This is a genomic window from Psychrobacter sp. I-STPA10, assembly GCF_021012795.1.
GTDB lineage: Bacteria > Pseudomonadota > Gammaproteobacteria > Pseudomonadales > Moraxellaceae > Psychrobacter.
The window spans coordinates 22,829-39,869 of the sequence record NZ_VFYU01000010.1 but is presented as its reverse complement, the minus strand read 5'-3'; the positions used below and the strand labels follow the sequence as shown (position 1 = coordinate 39,869).

General features: G+C 41.9%; 10 protein-coding genes. 9 read left to right on the top strand and 1 reads right to left on the bottom strand.

Annotated elements, in window-relative coordinates; all coding sequences use genetic code 11:
- The first annotated feature begins 332 nt into the window (after positions 1–332).
- From ppk2 to FHK89_RS04340, 8 genes are all read left to right on the top strand, one after another.
- On the top strand, positions 333–1,436 hold the full coding sequence (gene ppk2, locus FHK89_RS04375) for a polyphosphate kinase 2 (RefSeq protein ID WP_230657158.1): 1,104 nt from the start codon (positions 333–335) through the stop codon (positions 1,434–1,436).
- Between the two features lie 218 nt (positions 1,437–1,654).
- Positions 1,655–2,662: a phosphate ABC transporter substrate-binding protein PstS gene (gene pstS / locus FHK89_RS04370; RefSeq protein WP_442966557.1), complete on the top strand. Its 1,008-nt coding sequence runs from the start codon at positions 1,655–1,657 to the stop codon at positions 2,660–2,662.
- A gap of 129 nt (positions 2,663–2,791) precedes the next feature.
- Complete coding sequence (locus FHK89_RS04365) at positions 2,792–4,183, top strand: WG repeat-containing protein (RefSeq protein ID WP_230657156.1); 1,392 nt, start codon at positions 2,792–2,794, stop codon at positions 4,181–4,183.
- A gap of 210 nt (positions 4,184–4,393) precedes the next feature.
- The gene (gene hemL, locus FHK89_RS04360) at positions 4,394–5,692 is read left to right on the top strand and encodes a glutamate-1-semialdehyde 2,1-aminomutase (RefSeq protein ID WP_230657154.1); all 1,299 of its coding nucleotides are present in this window, start codon (positions 4,394–4,396) and stop codon (positions 5,690–5,692) included.
- A gap of 451 nt (positions 5,693–6,143) precedes the next feature.
- On the top strand, positions 6,144–7,880 hold the full coding sequence (locus tag FHK89_RS04355; protein WP_230657153.1) for an AMP-binding protein: 1,737 nt from the start codon (positions 6,144–6,146) through the stop codon (positions 7,878–7,880).
- A 194-nt stretch (positions 7,881–8,074) separates the two neighbouring features.
- Complete coding sequence (locus FHK89_RS04350) at positions 8,075–9,082, top strand: energy-coupling factor ABC transporter permease (RefSeq protein ID WP_230657152.1); 1,008 nt, start codon at positions 8,075–8,077, stop codon at positions 9,080–9,082.
- 51 nt (positions 9,083–9,133) lie between these two features.
- A complete protein-coding gene (locus FHK89_RS04345) occupies positions 9,134–9,928 on the top strand; it encodes an energy-coupling factor transporter transmembrane component T family protein (protein WP_230657151.1) in 795 nt (264 codons plus the stop codon).
- A 192-nt stretch (positions 9,929–10,120) separates the two neighbouring features.
- Complete coding sequence (locus FHK89_RS04340) at positions 10,121–10,861, top strand: energy-coupling factor ABC transporter ATP-binding protein (protein ID WP_230657150.1); 741 nt, start codon at positions 10,121–10,123, stop codon at positions 10,859–10,861.
- A 72-nt stretch (positions 10,862–10,933) separates the two neighbouring features.
- Here FHK89_RS04340 and FHK89_RS04335 read toward each other — a convergent pair whose 3' ends face one another.
- Complete coding sequence (locus tag FHK89_RS04335) at positions 10,934–13,069, bottom strand: acyl-CoA synthetase (protein WP_230657148.1); 2,136 nt, start codon at positions 13,067–13,069, stop codon at positions 10,934–10,936.
- A 799-nt stretch (positions 13,070–13,868) separates the two neighbouring features.
- Between FHK89_RS04335 and FHK89_RS04330 the strand changes: the two genes are divergently transcribed.
- The gene (locus FHK89_RS04330) at positions 13,869–16,916 is read left to right on the top strand and encodes an insulinase family protein (RefSeq protein ID WP_230657147.1); all 3,048 of its coding nucleotides are present in this window, start codon (positions 13,869–13,871) and stop codon (positions 16,914–16,916) included.
- Positions 16,917–17,041: the final 125 nt, after the last annotated feature.

The following is a 17,041-nucleotide window of genomic DNA, read 5'->3' as shown; positions in this document are numbered from 1 at the left end:
ATTAAATTTTGGGTTAAAAAAAGTTGAGTAAACAAGTGTTTTACAAGGGCTTGATATTATGAAGATAAAATGATTATCTATAGTAATTTTATTAGACACCTTTTTGCCCTGAGTTGCAAGTACAATGGTTAGATATACAGTTAGCAACTGCCTCTTGCAGGTGGTCAAAGGTTTGGCTATAGTGAACTTATGATAAAAACCTTACAATATTAATGGCTTTAAGAATAATTTTTTTATCATTGTAATTAAATTTAATAAAATGGTTTATAATTTTGATAAATTGTAACCTAGCAACATGAAACCAGTAACATTAACAACAACAGGAGGAATCGATGGGAAAGAAAACTGAGCATGTGACTGATGATTATGAAACTGATGGTAAAGAGATTGAGAAGTATGAGACTGGTAAGAAAAAAACAGGCTCAAGGGTAAAAACCAAAGAAGTCATTGATGATGTGGTATTGCAAGATTTAAAAGATGGCAATATTGATGGTATCTCTGAGCATTTGCAAGCCCTGATTCATGATGCCTCGCCAGATGATTTAATCAAACTTAAAGATTTATTTGCCAAACATGCACTTGCCAATCAGGTGAAGACAGGTAGCAAAAAAGATGATGAGTTATCTGATAATTGGCGTGAAGGAGGCTATCCCTACAAAAACCGTTTGTCTCGTAAGACTTATGAGAAGCAAAAGTATCATTTGCAAGTTGAGCTGCTGAAACTACAGCGTTGGATTCGTGATACAGGACAAAAGGTTGTGATTGTCTTTGAGGGGCGTGATGCAGCAGGTAAAGGGGGAACGATTAAACGCTTTATGGAGCATTTAAATCCTCGTGGTGCAAAAGTGATCGCACTTGAGAAGCCAACCGAGCAAGAGCAAGGACAATGGTATTTTCAGCGTTATGTACAGCATCTACCGACCAAAGGTGATATCGTCTTATTTGATCGCTCATGGTATAACCGAGCAGGTGTTGAGCGGGTGATGGGTTTTTGCAGTAATGAAGAGTATGAAACCTTTATGAAGCAAGTCCCTGAGTTTGAAAAACACCTGATTGACTCGGGTATTCATCTGATTAAGTTTTGGTTTTCGGTGAGCCGTGATGAGCAGCGTCGCCGTTTTGCACAGCGTGAGGCACACCCTCTGAAGCAGTGGAAATTATCACCCATTGATAAAGCATCACTAGATAAATGGGATGATTATACCTTGGCAAAAGAGGCCATGTTTTATAACACCGATACTGCCGAATCCCCTTGGATTGTGATCAAATCAGATTGTAAAAAACGGGCTCGTTTGAATGCCATGCGCTATGTGCTTAATAAACTACCGTATGAAAATAAAGACAAAGATCAAGTCGGTAGTGTTGATCCGTTGATTGTTGGACGTGCAGGTGCCTTGTATGAATTGGGTGAAAAAGAAGATTTAGCAGTTGAGTAACTCATTCACTATATTTTCATATTAGTATATAAAAAAGCACCCCAAAAACACCCACTTAAGTATTTTTAGGTGGGTGTTTTTTGTCATTAAAATAACATCAATTTGACATGAATTTGACGCTTTATTGCTGTGTAATACGCCATAACAATCCACCTCTTGTGAGATCATCTCGCCAGATTATTTATGACGTTATATTTTTTATTAATAAGGATACAGCAATGAAGCGTATGTTGGTAACTTTGGCTGTTGGCGTTTTATGTAGTGCTTCAGCAACCGCCGCCACAGTCACAGGTGCAGGTGCCTCTTTTCCACAGCCAATCTATTCACAGTGGGCAAGTGATTATAATAAAGCCACTGGCAATCAGATTAACTATCAATCCATTGGTTCATCAGGTGGTATCAAACAAATTTTGGCAAAAACGGTTGATTTTGGTGCGTCTGATGCACCGATGAGTGCTGCTGAGCTTAATAAAAATGGTCTAATACAGTTTCCGACCGTTGTTGGTGGTGTTGTACCCATCGTTAATGTTAATGGCGTTGCTGCTGGCAAAATGCGCTTGACAGGTGATGTGTTAGCAAAAATTTATTTGGGTGAAATTACCAAATGGAATGACCCTGCGATTCAAAGCATCAACCCATCACTAAAGCTACCTGATAGCACCATTACCACCGCCTTTCGTTCAGATGGTTCTGGTACAACTTATGTATTTACCAACTACCTAAGCCAAGTCTCATCTACTTGGAAAAATAAAGTAGGTGTGGATAAAACGGTCAAATGGCCAACTTCTGCTACTGGTGTGGGTGGTAAAGGTAATGAAGGGGTTAGCAGCTTGGTTAGCCGTGTCAATAACTCAATTGGTTATGTTGAATACGCTTATGCTAAGCAAAATAAATTGGCATATACTCAGCTAAAAAACCGTGCTGGTAATTATGTACAGCCTTCTGATGATACGTTTGCAGCAGCTGCTAAAGTAAACTGGAGTAAGGTACCTGGCTTTTCATTGATGATTACCAATCAGCCAGGTGCACAAGCATGGCCAATCTCAGCAGCCACTTTTATTTTGATGCCAAAGAATCCAACCAATGCAGAAGCTAGCCAAGAAGCGATTAAGTTTTTTGAATGGTCATTTAAAAATGGTAATGCTGCTGCCACTCGCTTAGATTTCGTGCCACTACCAGAATCTACCAAAAATGCAGTGCGTCAAGAGTGGAAAAAGATTAAGTAATTTTTCTATTTTATAGCTAGATTTATTCATCAGTATTATCAAAACAGTCACCAAAAGGTGGCTGTTTTTGTTTATGGACTGGTTTAAACTGTCAGTGCTATTTTCATTATTTTATAAAGGGAAATTATCATGACAATAATCTATCAGCATTTCATTGTTAAATCCCATATGTTTAAAATAAAACAAATATTTATGGCAATGCTGATAACTTTATCGGCTAGCTATGTTGATGCTTCTGCCCCTGCCCCTGATACAGTGACTAATAGTGCAATCTCTAATAGAGCAACATTTAATAGTGTAACGCTTGATACTATTCCTGTGATAACCATGCACGATTTAATCAGTGGCTGTCAGTTAGATAAAGGTTATTCATTACCCGATGGTGTGACACTTGATTACTCTTGTAATAATAATGAGGCGTTATTGACTGTAACAAAGGCAGGCAAATATGGTTTTGTCAACCATCAAGGTGAGATTGTCGTGCCTATTATTTATGATCAGGCGTATTCCTTTTACCAAAACGACTTAGCAAGAGTACAGTTGGCAGGTAAGTATGGTTTTGTTAATAAGCAAGGCAAGTTGGTTATCCCTACTATTTATGATTATGCAGATAGTTTTTCAGATGGTTTCGCTCGTGTTACGCAACAGGGAAAGGTGGGTTATATTGATCAACAAAATAAGGTAGTTATCCCCTTTGATTATGAGGCTGGTTGGCATTTTAACAAGGGATTTGTTACTGTCAAAAAAGAGGATAAATATGGTGTGATTAACCAGCAAAATAAAGTTATTACCCCCTTTGAGTATGACAGTATATCTATTTTTTCTGATCAGCAAGATGGTCAAGTGTATTTTGAGCTGATAAAACAAGATAAACATGGTGTGGCAAATCAGCGTGGACAAATAATTATTCCATTACAGTTTGATAAGCTTTGGTTTTTTTCAGAAGGGCTTATTAATGTTAAACAATATGATAGTAATAGAGAGGGCAAATGGGGGTACTATAATAAGCAAGGCAAAGTTGAGATTGATTTTATTTATGATAGTGCAAGTGGTTTTGCAGATGGGTGGGCAAAGGTAGGTATCGATGATGACTCGGGTCATATTAAATACGGATTTATCAACCGACAAGGTGAGGTAGTGTTGCCAATAGAATATGATTCTATTTATGGAGATTATTTTACCCATCAAGCCATTGGGGTACAAAAAGACGATAAATCTTATCTTATCAATCGTCAAGGACAAAAAATATCGGCAGATTATTATGAGCTGGGCGAATTTAATGGAAATTTGGTTATTGCTTATCATCCGAACTTTGTAGAAGGTAAGCAAAGATTTGCTCTGCTAAATGAACAGGGTAAGGAAGTGATACCCTTGCAAGACGGCTATATCATGCCGATAGATGGCGGTAATTATGTGGGGCATTTTTTGATATTTCTTGAGGATAAACCACCACAGATGGTAGATAATCAGGGTAAGTTGGTGGCTATCGTGCCTGATTTTAAATTAACAATGTCACCTTAGAAGTTCGTTTTAGTCACCCAGTCGTAAGTCGTATAGCCAAAAGATAAGGGGATTACCTTATTTAAATTGGGTGGGGCAGCCAGTTTTGATGTTGCGGTGGCATTAAAGGTTATTCAATTTACTGTGGCAGATAAGGTTGGGCTAGCGGTGCAATTCTAATTGTATTATCGTTATAATAACAATAAATCCATGAATAATAAGGTAAAACCCATGAGTACCAAAAACGAACAACTCTTTTTACAAGCTAAAAAACATATCCCCGGTGGGGTCAACTCACCTGTACGTGCTTTTGCAGGGGTTGGTGGCACGCCTGTGTTTATCCACAAAGCCAGTGGCAGCAAGATTTATGATACCGAAGACAATGCCTATATCGATTATGTTGGCTCATGGGGGCCAATGATTTTAGGACATGCGCACCCCAAAGTGATTGAGGCAGTGAAACAAGCGGCAGACGATGGGCTAAGTTTTGGTGCACCAACGCCTTTTGAAACTACCATCGCTGATAAAATTTGTGAGATTGTCCCCAGTGTCGAGCTGGTGCGTATGACCAACTCTGGTACAGAGGCGACCATGAGTGCCATTCGTCTGGCACGTGGCTATACAGGGCGTGACAAAATCGTCAAATTTGAAGGTTGTTATCATGGACATTCTGACAGTCTTTTAGTCAAAGCTGGCTCAGGTATGCTTGATATTGGTGAGCCAACTTCAAAAGGCGTGCCTGCTGACTTTGCCAAACATACCATCACTTTGCCATATAACAATCCTGATGCCATTAAAGAATGTTTTGCTAAATGGGGTAATGAGATTGCGTGTGTTATCGTAGAGCCGATTGCTGGTAATATGAATATGGTTATTCCTACGCAAGAGTTTCACGATACTTTGCGTCAGCAATGCAGCGAGCATGGCGCAGTGTTGATTTTTGATGAAGTGATGACAGGGTTTCGAGTCGGGCTTGGCGGGGCACAAGCGCATTTTGGTATTGAGCCTGATTTGACCTGCTTTGGTAAAATCATCGGTGCAGGTTTGCCTGTTGGTGCATTTGGTGGTAAACGTGAAATCATGCAATGTATTGCGCCCACAGGTGGCGTGTATCAAGCAGGAACTCTCTCAGGCAATCCACTGGCGATGCGCGCAGGCATTGCCATGTTTGAAGATTTGACCGTCGATGGCTTTTATGATGAATTGGCAAGCAAAGTTGATTATCTCATTGATGGTATCCAAGCGGCGGCTGATAAACATGGTATCCATCTACGCAGCAATAAACTTGGTGGTATGATGGGCTTCTTTTTTGTCAAAGACGGTGATACTGCTACCCCACAAAACTTTGATGAAGTCAGTGATTGTGACATAGACGCATTTAATACTTTCTTTCATGGTATGCTTGAGCGTGGTATTTATCTTGCCCCTTCTGCTTATGAAGCGGCGTTTATGTCCTCTAAGCACAGTCAAGCTGACCTTGATGCGACCATCAAAGCGGCTGATGCCGTATTTGCACAGATGGCACAGTAAAGTGATGCTATACAGATATAACAGCATTATTAATGTGAGAAGTTAATTTGAGAAGTTAATTTGAGAAATTTTGCTTGCAGTAAATAATAAAAAAAAGCTGATAATTCGATAAGGGATTATCGGCTTTTTCTTTGTCTGCTACACTAGCTTATCAAGCACTATATTACCAAGTGATTAAGAGTTGTTTATATAGTCAAAAAATTACGATATACAGCATGGTTTAGAGTATTATTTTTTAAACGCTCTAAAAATGGTATAAAATTTTTTATGACGCATCGTTATGCTGCTACGCTTTTCATGTGTTATCGGATTTGTTAAATTGGTAAAGCAGTAGTAAGTCAACAGGGAAGTTTATGATACTTTTTTGTTGGCAGCCTTCTTATTTATGGAGAATTGAGATAAGAAGTGAATTAAGAAATAAATAATAATATCAGCGCAAGGAAGCGAGAAGATGACCCAATCACAATATACCCCATCAGATGCCTATCAAGATTATGGTTTAGATTATCATATTGAAATTCCTCAGCATCTGCACAATGTGATGGATTTATTGCAGCCATCTTTTAATCAATATGGTGATGCTATTGCATTTAGTATGGGCGCAGCAACACTCACATTTGCCCAACTTGATATTGCCAGTCGGCGTTTTGCCGCGTTTTTGCAAGCGCAAAATGTACAAAAAGGAGACCGCATCGCCATTCAATTACCCAATATCTTACAGTTTCCTGTGGTGATGGTTGGTTGTTTGCGGGCAGGCGTGATATTGGTCAATATCAATCCATCATACACCCATCATGAGCTAAGCTATCAGTTACGTGACTCTCAGGCTTGTGCATTAGTGATATTAAATGGTATGGATACTGCTTATCAGCAGATGGATACTGAGGTAAAAACGCAGCTTAACTGGGTGGTTAGCTGCTCGCTACAAGGCGATGATGCCAGTAGCAATGACATTATTGCCTTAACACAGATGACAAGTGATGCGGACGTTACTAATGTCGCTAATAGTGCTAATCATGTCGCTAATAGTGAGCAGTCACAATCATCACAATCACCCAAGCAGGTTACATTGGCACAGATTTTAGCCGATTATCAGGCACAAGCATTTGTTACACCAAAGCTGTATAAAGAAGATTTGGCATTGCTGCAATATACGGGCGGTACAACTGGCAAACCCAAAGGCGCAATGCTGACTCATTATAATATCTTAGTGAATGTCATTCAGTGTTATGCGGTATTTGGACGCATAGCAGATGCCGAAGTAGACCCCAAAAACAACGGTCAGGTGAAGCTATTAAATCCGTTACCGCTGTATCATATTTTCTCATTTTCTGTGTGTGCGTTGCTGGGTATGTATGCTGGTTGGGAGAATATTTTAGTCACCAATCCGCGTGATATGGATACGGTAATGGCTTTAATAGAAAGGCACAAACCGCATATCATTCCTTCTGTGAATACGTTATTTAATGGCATGTTGCAGCATCCAAAATTTGCCACGCTTGATTTTAGCCATTTTAAATTAGCCATTGGCGGTGGCACGTCGATTATTCCTGCGGTGGCAGAGCGTTGGAAGGCGATAACGGGTAAAAATATTACCGAAGGTTATGGTATGTCTGAGACAGGACCAGTGGTATCGTTTAATCCGATGTCGATTACAAAATTTAATGGCACAGTCGGACTGCCAATGCCACTGACGGAAGTGATTATATTAGATGAAGAGGGCAATCGGTGCGCCACAGGTGAGCGTGGCGAGGTGTGTACCAAAGGCCCACAAATCATGCGTGGATATTGGCAGCGGGATAATGCGCCTGTATTTACCAAAGATGGCTATTTTAAAACTGGGGATATTGGTTTTTTAGATGCTAATGGCTTTTTGACTTTGGTAGACCGCAAAAAAGATATGATTTTGGTATCAGGCTTTAATGTTTATCCTAATGAAGTGGAAGCGGCATTGACCGAACACCCACAGGTAGTCGAGGTGGCTGTGGTGGGTGTGAGTGATGAGCATAGCGGTGAAGTACCCAAAGCTTTTGTGGTAAAAAAAGATGACAATTTGAGCGAAGCGGTGTTGCGTGAGTTTGCTAGCACACGTTTGGCAGCTTATAAGCGTCCACAATATTATGAGTTTATTGCTGAGTTGCCAAAGTCTGCGGTGGGTAAAATCTTACGTAAAAAGCTGCGTCAATAGCCCATAATATGATGCGCAATGGGATAAATAAAATATAAAAAAACGGAAAAAAATAGTCATGTTTGCATAGAAAGGCTATCTTTGAGAATAAAAATTATTTACGATAGCGGCAAAGTAATGAATGCGCTGTAGTTTTGAGCTGCATTTTTATCAGTATCTTGTGATGGTTTTATAATGAGGATTGTATTATGCACATGAGTGATGCCCTGATTTCTCCCGAAGTTGGCATAACAGGGATAGCAATTGCTGCTGCGGTAGTGGCTTATCATGGATTCAAACTTGATAAGCAAGAAGACATGCTGCAAAAATTACCACTAATGGGAGTGATGGGAGCATTTGTGTTTGTGGCACAGATGATTAATTTTGCCATTCCTGGAACGGGGTCAAGTGGGCATATTGCAGGTGGTCTACTGCTTGCCGTTATTCTTGGGCCTTCGGCAGCGATTATTATTATCAGCTCTATATTGGTGATTCAAGCATTGTTATTTGGTGATGGTGGCATATTGGCACTGGGAACAAATATCATCAATATGGGGATTGTGCCTTGTTTCTTTATTTATCCATTTGTATGGAAACCTATCGTTGCTGGCAATCTGAGCAAGAAAAAGGTGCTGATTGCTAGCTGCGTCTCTGGTATGCTCGCCATGACCTTGGGTGCATTGGGTGTGGTGGTCGAGACTTATGTTAGTGGTATTGCGCAGATACCATTTGTCAATTTTGTGATGTTGATGATTCCGATTCATGTGTTGATTGGACTTGGTGAAGGTTTGATTACCTCAGCAGTAGTGTGGTTTGCGTTAGAGCAGAATATGATTCACAATGCACAACTGACACAATTAACGCAGCGTCGCATCAGTAAATCGACTATGATAAGTGCCCTTGTGGGATTGATGCTGCCAGTTATTGCCTTGACGTGGTTTGCTTCCTCACAGCCTGATGGTCTAGAGTGGTCATTAGAGGGCAGCTCGGCACAGCTATTAGAGGAGCAGCCTGCCACGCCTGTACATGAGTTTACTCAAAGTTTGCAGCAAAGCACCACAATTTTGCCTGATTATACGTTTGGTGGTGAGGCCGCATCAGAGACAGAGGAGCATATACACTATATGTCGATTGCTGTGATTGGCTCAGTGATTATGGTGGCGGTATTAAGTGTGATTAGTGGCGGTATTTATCTGCGTCGTCGTCGCCAACGCTTGTCTTAGGGTATAAAACCCTTGTTTTAGGGTATAAGTGGTGCTTGGGAGTAGTAGGCAATGCTGGATTTGCAAAAAGCATATATTGCTTGGCAAAAAGTCGATGATTATGCGTTGCGTCCGCATCTACTCTCTGAGGTTGACCCGAGAGTATTGACCCTATTGACGTTTTTATTTGTCATTGTCATTGTGATGTCTTCGCCACACCAACCACAGCAGTTGTTATTGTTTTTTCCTTATGTGATTTTGCAAGCCAAACTTGTTGGTATATCACTAAAATGGCTGGCAGCACGTCTAGCGATTATCTTACCGTTTGTATTATTTATTGGTATATTTAGCCCGTGGCTTGAGCGTGGGCAGCAATTTATGCTCTTTGGCTATTCGCTATCGGTGGGTTGGCTGACCTTGCTATCTATTAGCTTGCGTGCGCTGTTGTGCGTGTCACTTGGTATTACCTTGCTTGCTAGTTGTGGTATTGTGGGTATTAGCCGTGGTTTGCGGCAGCTTAAATTCCCGAAAGTATTTTGTTTGACGCTGTATTTTATCTATGGTTATTTTTCGCTATTACTACAAGAGATGGCGCAAGTACAAAAGGCGTATTTACTACGTAAAGTCAGCAAAAAGCAGCGCATCGCTTGGCAAGACTATCAAGAGATATTAAAGGCGTTTTTTATGCGTGTATGGCTGCGTAGTGGGCGTATTCATCAAGCCATGCTGTGCCGTGGTTTTGATGGATTGCTGTATCAGCGTCGGCAATATGATGGCTATGCGTCGCTGGCTTGGTTGGGGTTGTCATTGCTTTATCTGCTAGGCTGTTATTTTTGCTACCGCTATGATGTGCTGCAATTTATATAAGAACCTGTATTCACAACCCACAATGGTCGCTTTTTGCCTAAATTTAAATCATATTTAAACCACTTTAATAGTCAATCTAATATAATTTCACTACAAGGCAACCGAGTGCAGATAGTACACGTAGTACATCTAGCGAGGTTAACACCGTAGTGGATTTATAGTAGGCAGACTATATAACTGTAAGGAGGGTGGGTGAGCCATCATTTAATTACATTTTCTGATTTATGCTTTTGTTATCCTGATGGCACACAAGTATTAAATGGGGTTAGTTTTCAGATTCATCACGGTGAAAAAGTGGCGTTGGTTGGGGCAAATGGTGCGGGTAAATCGACGCTGATTAATTTGCTCTCAGGGTTTTATCAGCCGACTTCAGGCTATATTGCATTGGGTGATACCAAAGTTACCCCATCAACCATAGAAAGCGTGCGTAGAACTATTGGCTTTACGTTTCAAAACTCAGATGACCAGTTATTTATGCCGACGGTGTTTGATGATGTGGCGTTTGGATTGGTAAATATTGGTGTGCAAGGTGAGGATTTGCAGCAGCAAGTAACCAAAGCACTGCGCCGTGTTGGTATTGAACATTTGGCAGACAGACCACCGTATCGTTTGTCAGGTGGGCAAAAGCGGGCAGTGGCACTGGCAGGGATATTGGCAATGGAGCCATCGGTTTTGGTGTTAGATGAGCCGAGTGACGGCTTAGACCCTAAGGCAAGACAAAACTTGATTAGCCAGTTAGAGGGTTTTACTCATAGTCAACTAATTGCCACGCATGATTTGGATTTGGTGCTCGATATTTGCGATAAAGTCGTGGTACTCAAAGAAGGGGTGGTGATGTCTTGCGCCACCCCACAACAGACATTTGCTGACTTAGAGTTGTTAGAGGCAAGCGCATTGACTTTGCCGCTAAAAATGCAGGGTTATACACCCTAGCTATAGTCAGCTATTACAGATGGTTATTATAGACAGCTATTACGGATATTCTAATAGTCATAATACAGTTGCTTATAACGCAGTCACTTCACTGGCGATACTCAGTTGCCCAACCAGCCGTTGTGCCTCTTTAAGCTGCTTAGTATCGTTTACTTCGACCTTGGTGATAAAGCCATACTTGGGGTGTTCGGGGGTGCTGATAGTTGCGGTGATATTTTGCTCAGTCAGCAACTCTTTGACACTCTGTACATTGGCTAAGCGTTTAAGGGCAGGTTTAAATACTTTACCCACTGGCGTAAGCGGCATCTCATCAATAATATGAATTGCTTTGGGAATGGCGGCTCGCTCGGCAATGTGCGTCTGACAATAGTCTTGTAATTGCTTAATTAACTCTGTGTTGTTTATTTTGATATTTGGTTTTGGTTGCACATATAATATTGGCAACTCGCCTGCATAGACGTCAGGTTTACCAATGGCAGCACACAGCGCAACGCTTTCATGTTGATACACGGGCTCTTCGATAAGTTTCGGGTCGATATTATGTCCACCACGGATAATCAGCTCTTTTTTGCGACCTGTCAAAAAGAAGTAACCATCACTGTCTTGATAACCCAAATCTCCTGTATTTAGCCATCGCTTACCCTCATTATCCTCAATCCAAATATCTGAGTTTTGACTGGGATTATGATAGCCAACAAACACATTGTCACCACGAATGGCAATCACCCCAACTTCATCGACATTGGCATGACGCACAAATTGACTTGAGCTCTCTGTCTTATCAGAGTGTGTGTCATCAACAATGACCACACTCATTGGCTGAAATGCAAACGGCAAACCAACCGAGCCAATCTTACGCTCACCATCTTTGGGATTGGCTGAGCTGCCACAATTGCCCTCAGTCATGCCATAAGCTTCCAAAATACTAATGCCTGTCTGTGCTTCAAACTGCTTAAACACTTCAACGGGCATTGGTGCTGCACCGCAAAGACAATACTCTAGGCTGCTGACATTTTGGTTGGCTATGGGTATGTCCAATAAGGCACTAAATAGGGTGGGTACACCACTAAAGAAATTTACTCGATAGTACGCAATAATTTTCCAAAAGTTGGTCATCATGCCTTCACCACGATAGCCTTGTGGGGTGGCAAGTAAGATATGCCCACCGATAGATAGTGGCAATGCACCTGTCACCATCAACGCATTGACGTGAAATAAAGGCAAACCACACAGCACCGTTTTACCACTGCCGACAACTTCATCACCGAGTACTGCCCGAGCTTGCAGCACGTTACTGACTTCATTTTTATGTTGACGCATGGCGATTTTGGGGCGACCTGTGGTACCACCTGTGCAAAAAAAGGAAGATAAATCGGTACTTTGGCGACGCTTATTTGCATCATTGACAAAGTTAAGCTGCTCTTTGCGCTGAGGTTTTAGTGCCTCTGTCCAGTTATGATGGGTAATATGCGCAGGCAAGCCAGCAGCGGCAGCAAATAGCAATGCTTGCCAGCCATTTTCTTGTATATTTTGTTTAAATTGTAATAGCTTAGCGGGCAGGGCTTTTTTGCCTTGTACATGCGTTGCCATATTAATGGTTATCACATGCGCTAAGCTTGGTACATGCTCGGCTGCATATTGTGCCTTTTGCCAGATATCAACTTTAGGAAAGGGCGCAAAGGTAATTAACGCTCGTGCTTTGGCATTGCTCAGCAGCTCGCTGATAATCTCAGGCTCAAGTAAAGGATTAATGGGCATGACGATATGACGGGTCTGTATCCCAAAGATGGCAATAAAGCCTTCGGGTAGGTTGGGCAGTAGCATGGCAATGACAGCATCGTCTTCAAGGTTGAGCGAGTCAATAAAATTACCCACTTGATGCACTTGTGCCAAAAATTCGGCATAGCTGAGTGTTTCATGGGTTTGATAATTATCATCAGTGGCTTGCAAAAAGTAGCTTAAAGCAGGTGCATCGGGGTTAATATCATGTCCTTTTTTGAGTAGCTCATAAGTGGTGGGCATGTCGGTGAGCATTTGCTGATAGGTGGCTGTATCCATAAACTTAGCGACGCTTGCGGTTTGGTCAGTTTGTACTTGTTGTGGTGTAGGCTTAGGGCTAGTAGCGTTGTTTTTGGTGTTGTTTTTTAAGTCGTTTTTGGTGTTGTTTATGTTGTTTTGGGTGGTTGGTTTTATGTTATCTTGAGACATGGTCATTATCCTTGTTAAAACTTTTTAAGACTTTTTAAATCTTTGTTACCGCATCATAGCAGCGTTTATGATTGGATAAAAGTTGGGTACTATCGTGTACTATTTAGTCATTTTTTAACCCAATAGGGATATTAAATTGATGGATAAAGATTTGTGCTATTAATTATTTTGGAAGGGTTTGCCTGCTGCTTGGTTTATATTTTTATGCGTATAAATGGCGATATTTGGTGGTATTTTGTAGAAAACCACATTTATATAATGTATTTTTAGGTTTCATGCAGGCGAAGCTTTTGTTATTATATTGGGCTGTGATGATGGCAGAGGCTCAATTTGGCATTATTTGGCTCAATTTAGCGTTAAATTGAACATTGTATATTGCCAAAACAACCCCATTATTATTCATCATAAAATACATACTAGGCAAACCTTTACCGACACCATGAAATGAACACAAATCAGGTGCTTCATTTTATCAGTAGTAGACTGTCGTCATTAAGATTACCCAAACCCCAACATTTAGTGACTCAATTAGGCAATGGTCTATTGGTGCGCTAGAGTAGGGGTCTTTTTTATTGTAGAGCCCAATTTTAGTGCAATGATACTCTTTTGCAACTACGGTAATTTGTGACTGTTGATAGCCAGTCATAGCAATAGTAATAGCAACAGTAACAGATGATGACTATTAACGACTGATAGCCACATAAGCTGATGAATAGAACATACCGATGATAATGGCATCGGTAAAGTCACCTTTTTGAATCAATTTTGAATTAATAACAAGGCATTAATAAGGATAGGTATGATTGATACTGCTTTTTCGCCACAACTCACCCTGCACCCCGCTTTTAAGCTGATTGAGCATCGTCATATTGATGCCTTGTCTATTGACGTGCTGATTAGTCAGCATGCCCAAACTGGGGCGATGCACTATCATCTTGCGCACCCAAGCGCAGAAAATGCGTTTTTGGTGGGCTTTCGTACCCAGCCGATGGATTCAAAGGGAGAGGCGCATATTTTAGAGCATGTGGCGTTGTGTGGCTCACAAAAATACCCTGTGCGTGACCCGTTTTTTTCGATGATTAAACGCTCACTTAACACCTTTATGAATGCCATGACTGCGGCTGATTGGACGGCATTTCCGTTTGCCACCCAAAACAAAAACGACTATTTTAATTTATTGTCTGTTTATTTAGATGCCACCTTTTTTCCTAATATTCACCCATTGGACTTTGCGCAAGAAGGCATTCGTGTTGAGCTTGATGATAATGACAAGCCACAATTTAAGGGCATTGTATTTAACGAGATGAAAGGCGCGATGAGTGGGGAGGTTGACCAGCTTTATCATACCGTAGCACACCATCTTTTCCCCACCACCACCTATCACTATAACTCAGGCGGTGACCCTGCCGATATCCCTGATTTGACCCATAATGAATTGGTAGATTTTCATCAAAGCCATTATCACCCTGCCAATAGTGTGATTATGAGCTTTGGTAATATCCCCGTACTAGAGACGCAAACTCGCCTACATGAAGATGCGCTGGCACAGTTTGAATCTGGTAAAAAACACGTCTCACACCCTGAGCAGCGTTTTACCAAGCCGATTGCCGTCACAGAGACTTATACTGCCGAAGAAGAAGGCGAGGGCAAAACGCATCATGTGATTGCATGGCTATTACCCACCATTACCGACCCCAAACGCAGATTGGCTTTGCGTTTGCTTGAAGGGGTGTTGATTGAACATGCAGGCTCGCCTTTGCGTGCCTATTTGGATAGTCATACGCTTGGTAGCGCACCAAGCCCCTTATTGGGGCTCGATGACAGTCATTATGAGATGGTATTTTATACAGGTCTGCGTGGCTCTGAGCCTGAGCATGCCGAGGCGGTTGAGCAGGGCATTTTAGATTTATTGCGTCAGATTGCCGCCAATCCCATTGATGATGACAGCATCGAAACTATTTTGCACCAGATTGAAATTGACCAACGTCATATTGGTGGTGATAGTATGCCTTATGGCTTAAATCTGATGCTAGAAGGCTTTAGCACCGCCATTCATGATGGCAACCCCATAGACGTGTGGGAAGTTGATGAGCATCTGGCGTGGCTACGTGAGCAAGTCAAAGACCCCAATTGGTTACCCAGTTTAATTGAGACCTACTTAATTGATAATCCGCACCGAGTTCGGGTTACCCTTGTCCCCGATGCACAAAAATCTGCCAAAATCATCGCCGCTGAGCAAACTCGTCTAGACACCCTTGCTGCTGAAATGACAGAAGATGATAAAGCACAATTGCGTCAGCAAGCCTTAGACTTAGCCGCCCGTCAAAATGCCGAAGATGACTTGAGCCTATTACCAAAAGTTGGCATCGAAGACGTGCCAGAAGCGGTGAAACTGAGCCAAGGCACAAGCCTACCAGTCAAATTACAAGGCAAAGACAGCACGTTATTTCAATACGAAGTTGGCACCAATGGATTGTATTATTATCAGGTGATTATCCCTTTAGAATCTGACAAATTGGGCAATGTAGATGCCGCCGAGCAAACGATGGCTGATGAAGTGATTAATCACCCATTGTTGCCGCTGTATCTTGGTCTGCTTTCAGATTTGGGTACGGATTCGATGAGCGCACGCGAAATGCAGGCCTTGCAAGCGGCACACTCATCGGGCGTTACTGCACGTATTAGTCAGCGTACCAGTATTCATGACCGCAATGAGATTGCCAGTTATTTTGTCGTTGCCACCCGCGCGCTAAACCGCAAAGTAGAGGCGATAGACGTGCTTAAAGAAGTATTGATGCACACTGTATTTACAGAGCATGAGCGCATCAAAGAGCTATTACGACAAAAACAAGCAGGCTGGCAGTCTCGCCTTGCCAATGCAGGACATGCCTATGCGCTACAAACCGCCAGTCGCAATATGAGCCGTCAAGCCCAGCTAGAATATGTGCGTAGTGGCTTACCTGCACTTAATGCGCTTACGGCATTTTTGGCAGATGCCAAAGAAAATGAGAGTAAATGGGACGATTTGGCAAATAGCCTTATGGCATTGCATCAACATATCATCGCCTTGCCGAAACACGCTTTGATTATTTGTGAAGCTGAGCAAACCGAGCGTCTTAGCGACCTTATCGTGCAAAGCTGGCAAGATGCGAACAATATTGATAATCGCAATAGCAGTGATGCCACCAACCAAATCCCCGAAGAGTTTTGTGAACTGGCATTATCCAGTGTTGCCGATGCACCGATGGCGATAGAAAAAGATGCAGATGAAGACATGGCATGGCTGGTATCTACCAATGTCTATCATAACGCCGCCGTTTATCCTGCAACCTCATCTGACCACCCTGATACTGCTGCGCTGATGGTACTGGCACCTTACTTACGCAATGGCTATCTACACGGTGCTATCCGTGAAAAAGGCGGTGCTTATGGTGGCGGAGCAGGCTATGATGCCAATGCCTGTGCCTTTAAATTCTTTAGCTATCGTGACCCACATTGCAGTGAAACCTTTGCCCATTTTGAGCAAAGCGTACAGTGGTTACTTAACGAACCGCAAAATGAAGCCCAACTAGAAGAAGCGATACTTGGCATCATCTCTGCAATGGACAAACCCGGCTCACCAGCAGGGGAGGCAGTCAAAGCCTGCTTTAGCGAGCTACACGGACGAGATGAAGCGTGGCAACAACAAATGCGTGCCAATATCTTAGCCGTAACCTTAGCTGACTTACAGCGTGTGGCGACCACTTATTTGCTAGATAAACCACATAGCAAAGCGGTGCTTGCACCTTATGATAAAGAAAGCACCATGAGCGAGCTTGGCTTTGTGGTACATAAAGTTAAAAGTTAGTATTTGCTGACCTGTTTTTTATAGAAATCATAAAATCAACGGACTCATAATCCGTTGGTTTTTTTATTGTTAAGTAGCCATTTATCGTCGTCTGTATTTTGTTTATGGTTTTCGCTGCTAACCAA

What these genes read in the sequence shown, in the direction of transcription:
- ppk2 (WP_230657158.1), top strand. Translation starts at nt 333, where the DNA reads ATGGGAAAGAAAACTGAGCATGTGACTGATGATTATGAAACTGATGGT.
- pstS (WP_442966557.1), top strand. Translation starts at nt 1,655, where the DNA reads ATGAAGCGTATGTTGGTAACTTTGGCTGTTGGCGTTTTATGTAGTGCT.
- FHK89_RS04365 (WP_230657156.1), top strand. Translation starts at nt 2,792, where the DNA reads ATGACAATAATCTATCAGCATTTCATTGTTAAATCCCATATGTTTAAA.
- hemL (WP_230657154.1), top strand. Translation starts at nt 4,394, where the DNA reads ATGAGTACCAAAAACGAACAACTCTTTTTACAAGCTAAAAAACATATC.
- FHK89_RS04355 (WP_230657153.1), top strand. Translation starts at nt 6,144, where the DNA reads ATGACCCAATCACAATATACCCCATCAGATGCCTATCAAGATTATGGT.
- FHK89_RS04350 (WP_230657152.1), top strand. Translation starts at nt 8,075, where the DNA reads ATGAGTGATGCCCTGATTTCTCCCGAAGTTGGCATAACAGGGATAGCA.
- FHK89_RS04345 (WP_230657151.1), top strand. Translation starts at nt 9,134, where the DNA reads ATGCTGGATTTGCAAAAAGCATATATTGCTTGGCAAAAAGTCGATGAT.
- FHK89_RS04335 (WP_230657148.1), bottom strand. Translation starts at nt 13,069, where the DNA reads ATGTCTCAAGATAACATAAAACCAACCACCCAAAACAACATAAACAAC.
- FHK89_RS04330 (WP_230657147.1), top strand. Translation starts at nt 13,869, where the DNA reads ATGATTGATACTGCTTTTTCGCCACAACTCACCCTGCACCCCGCTTTT.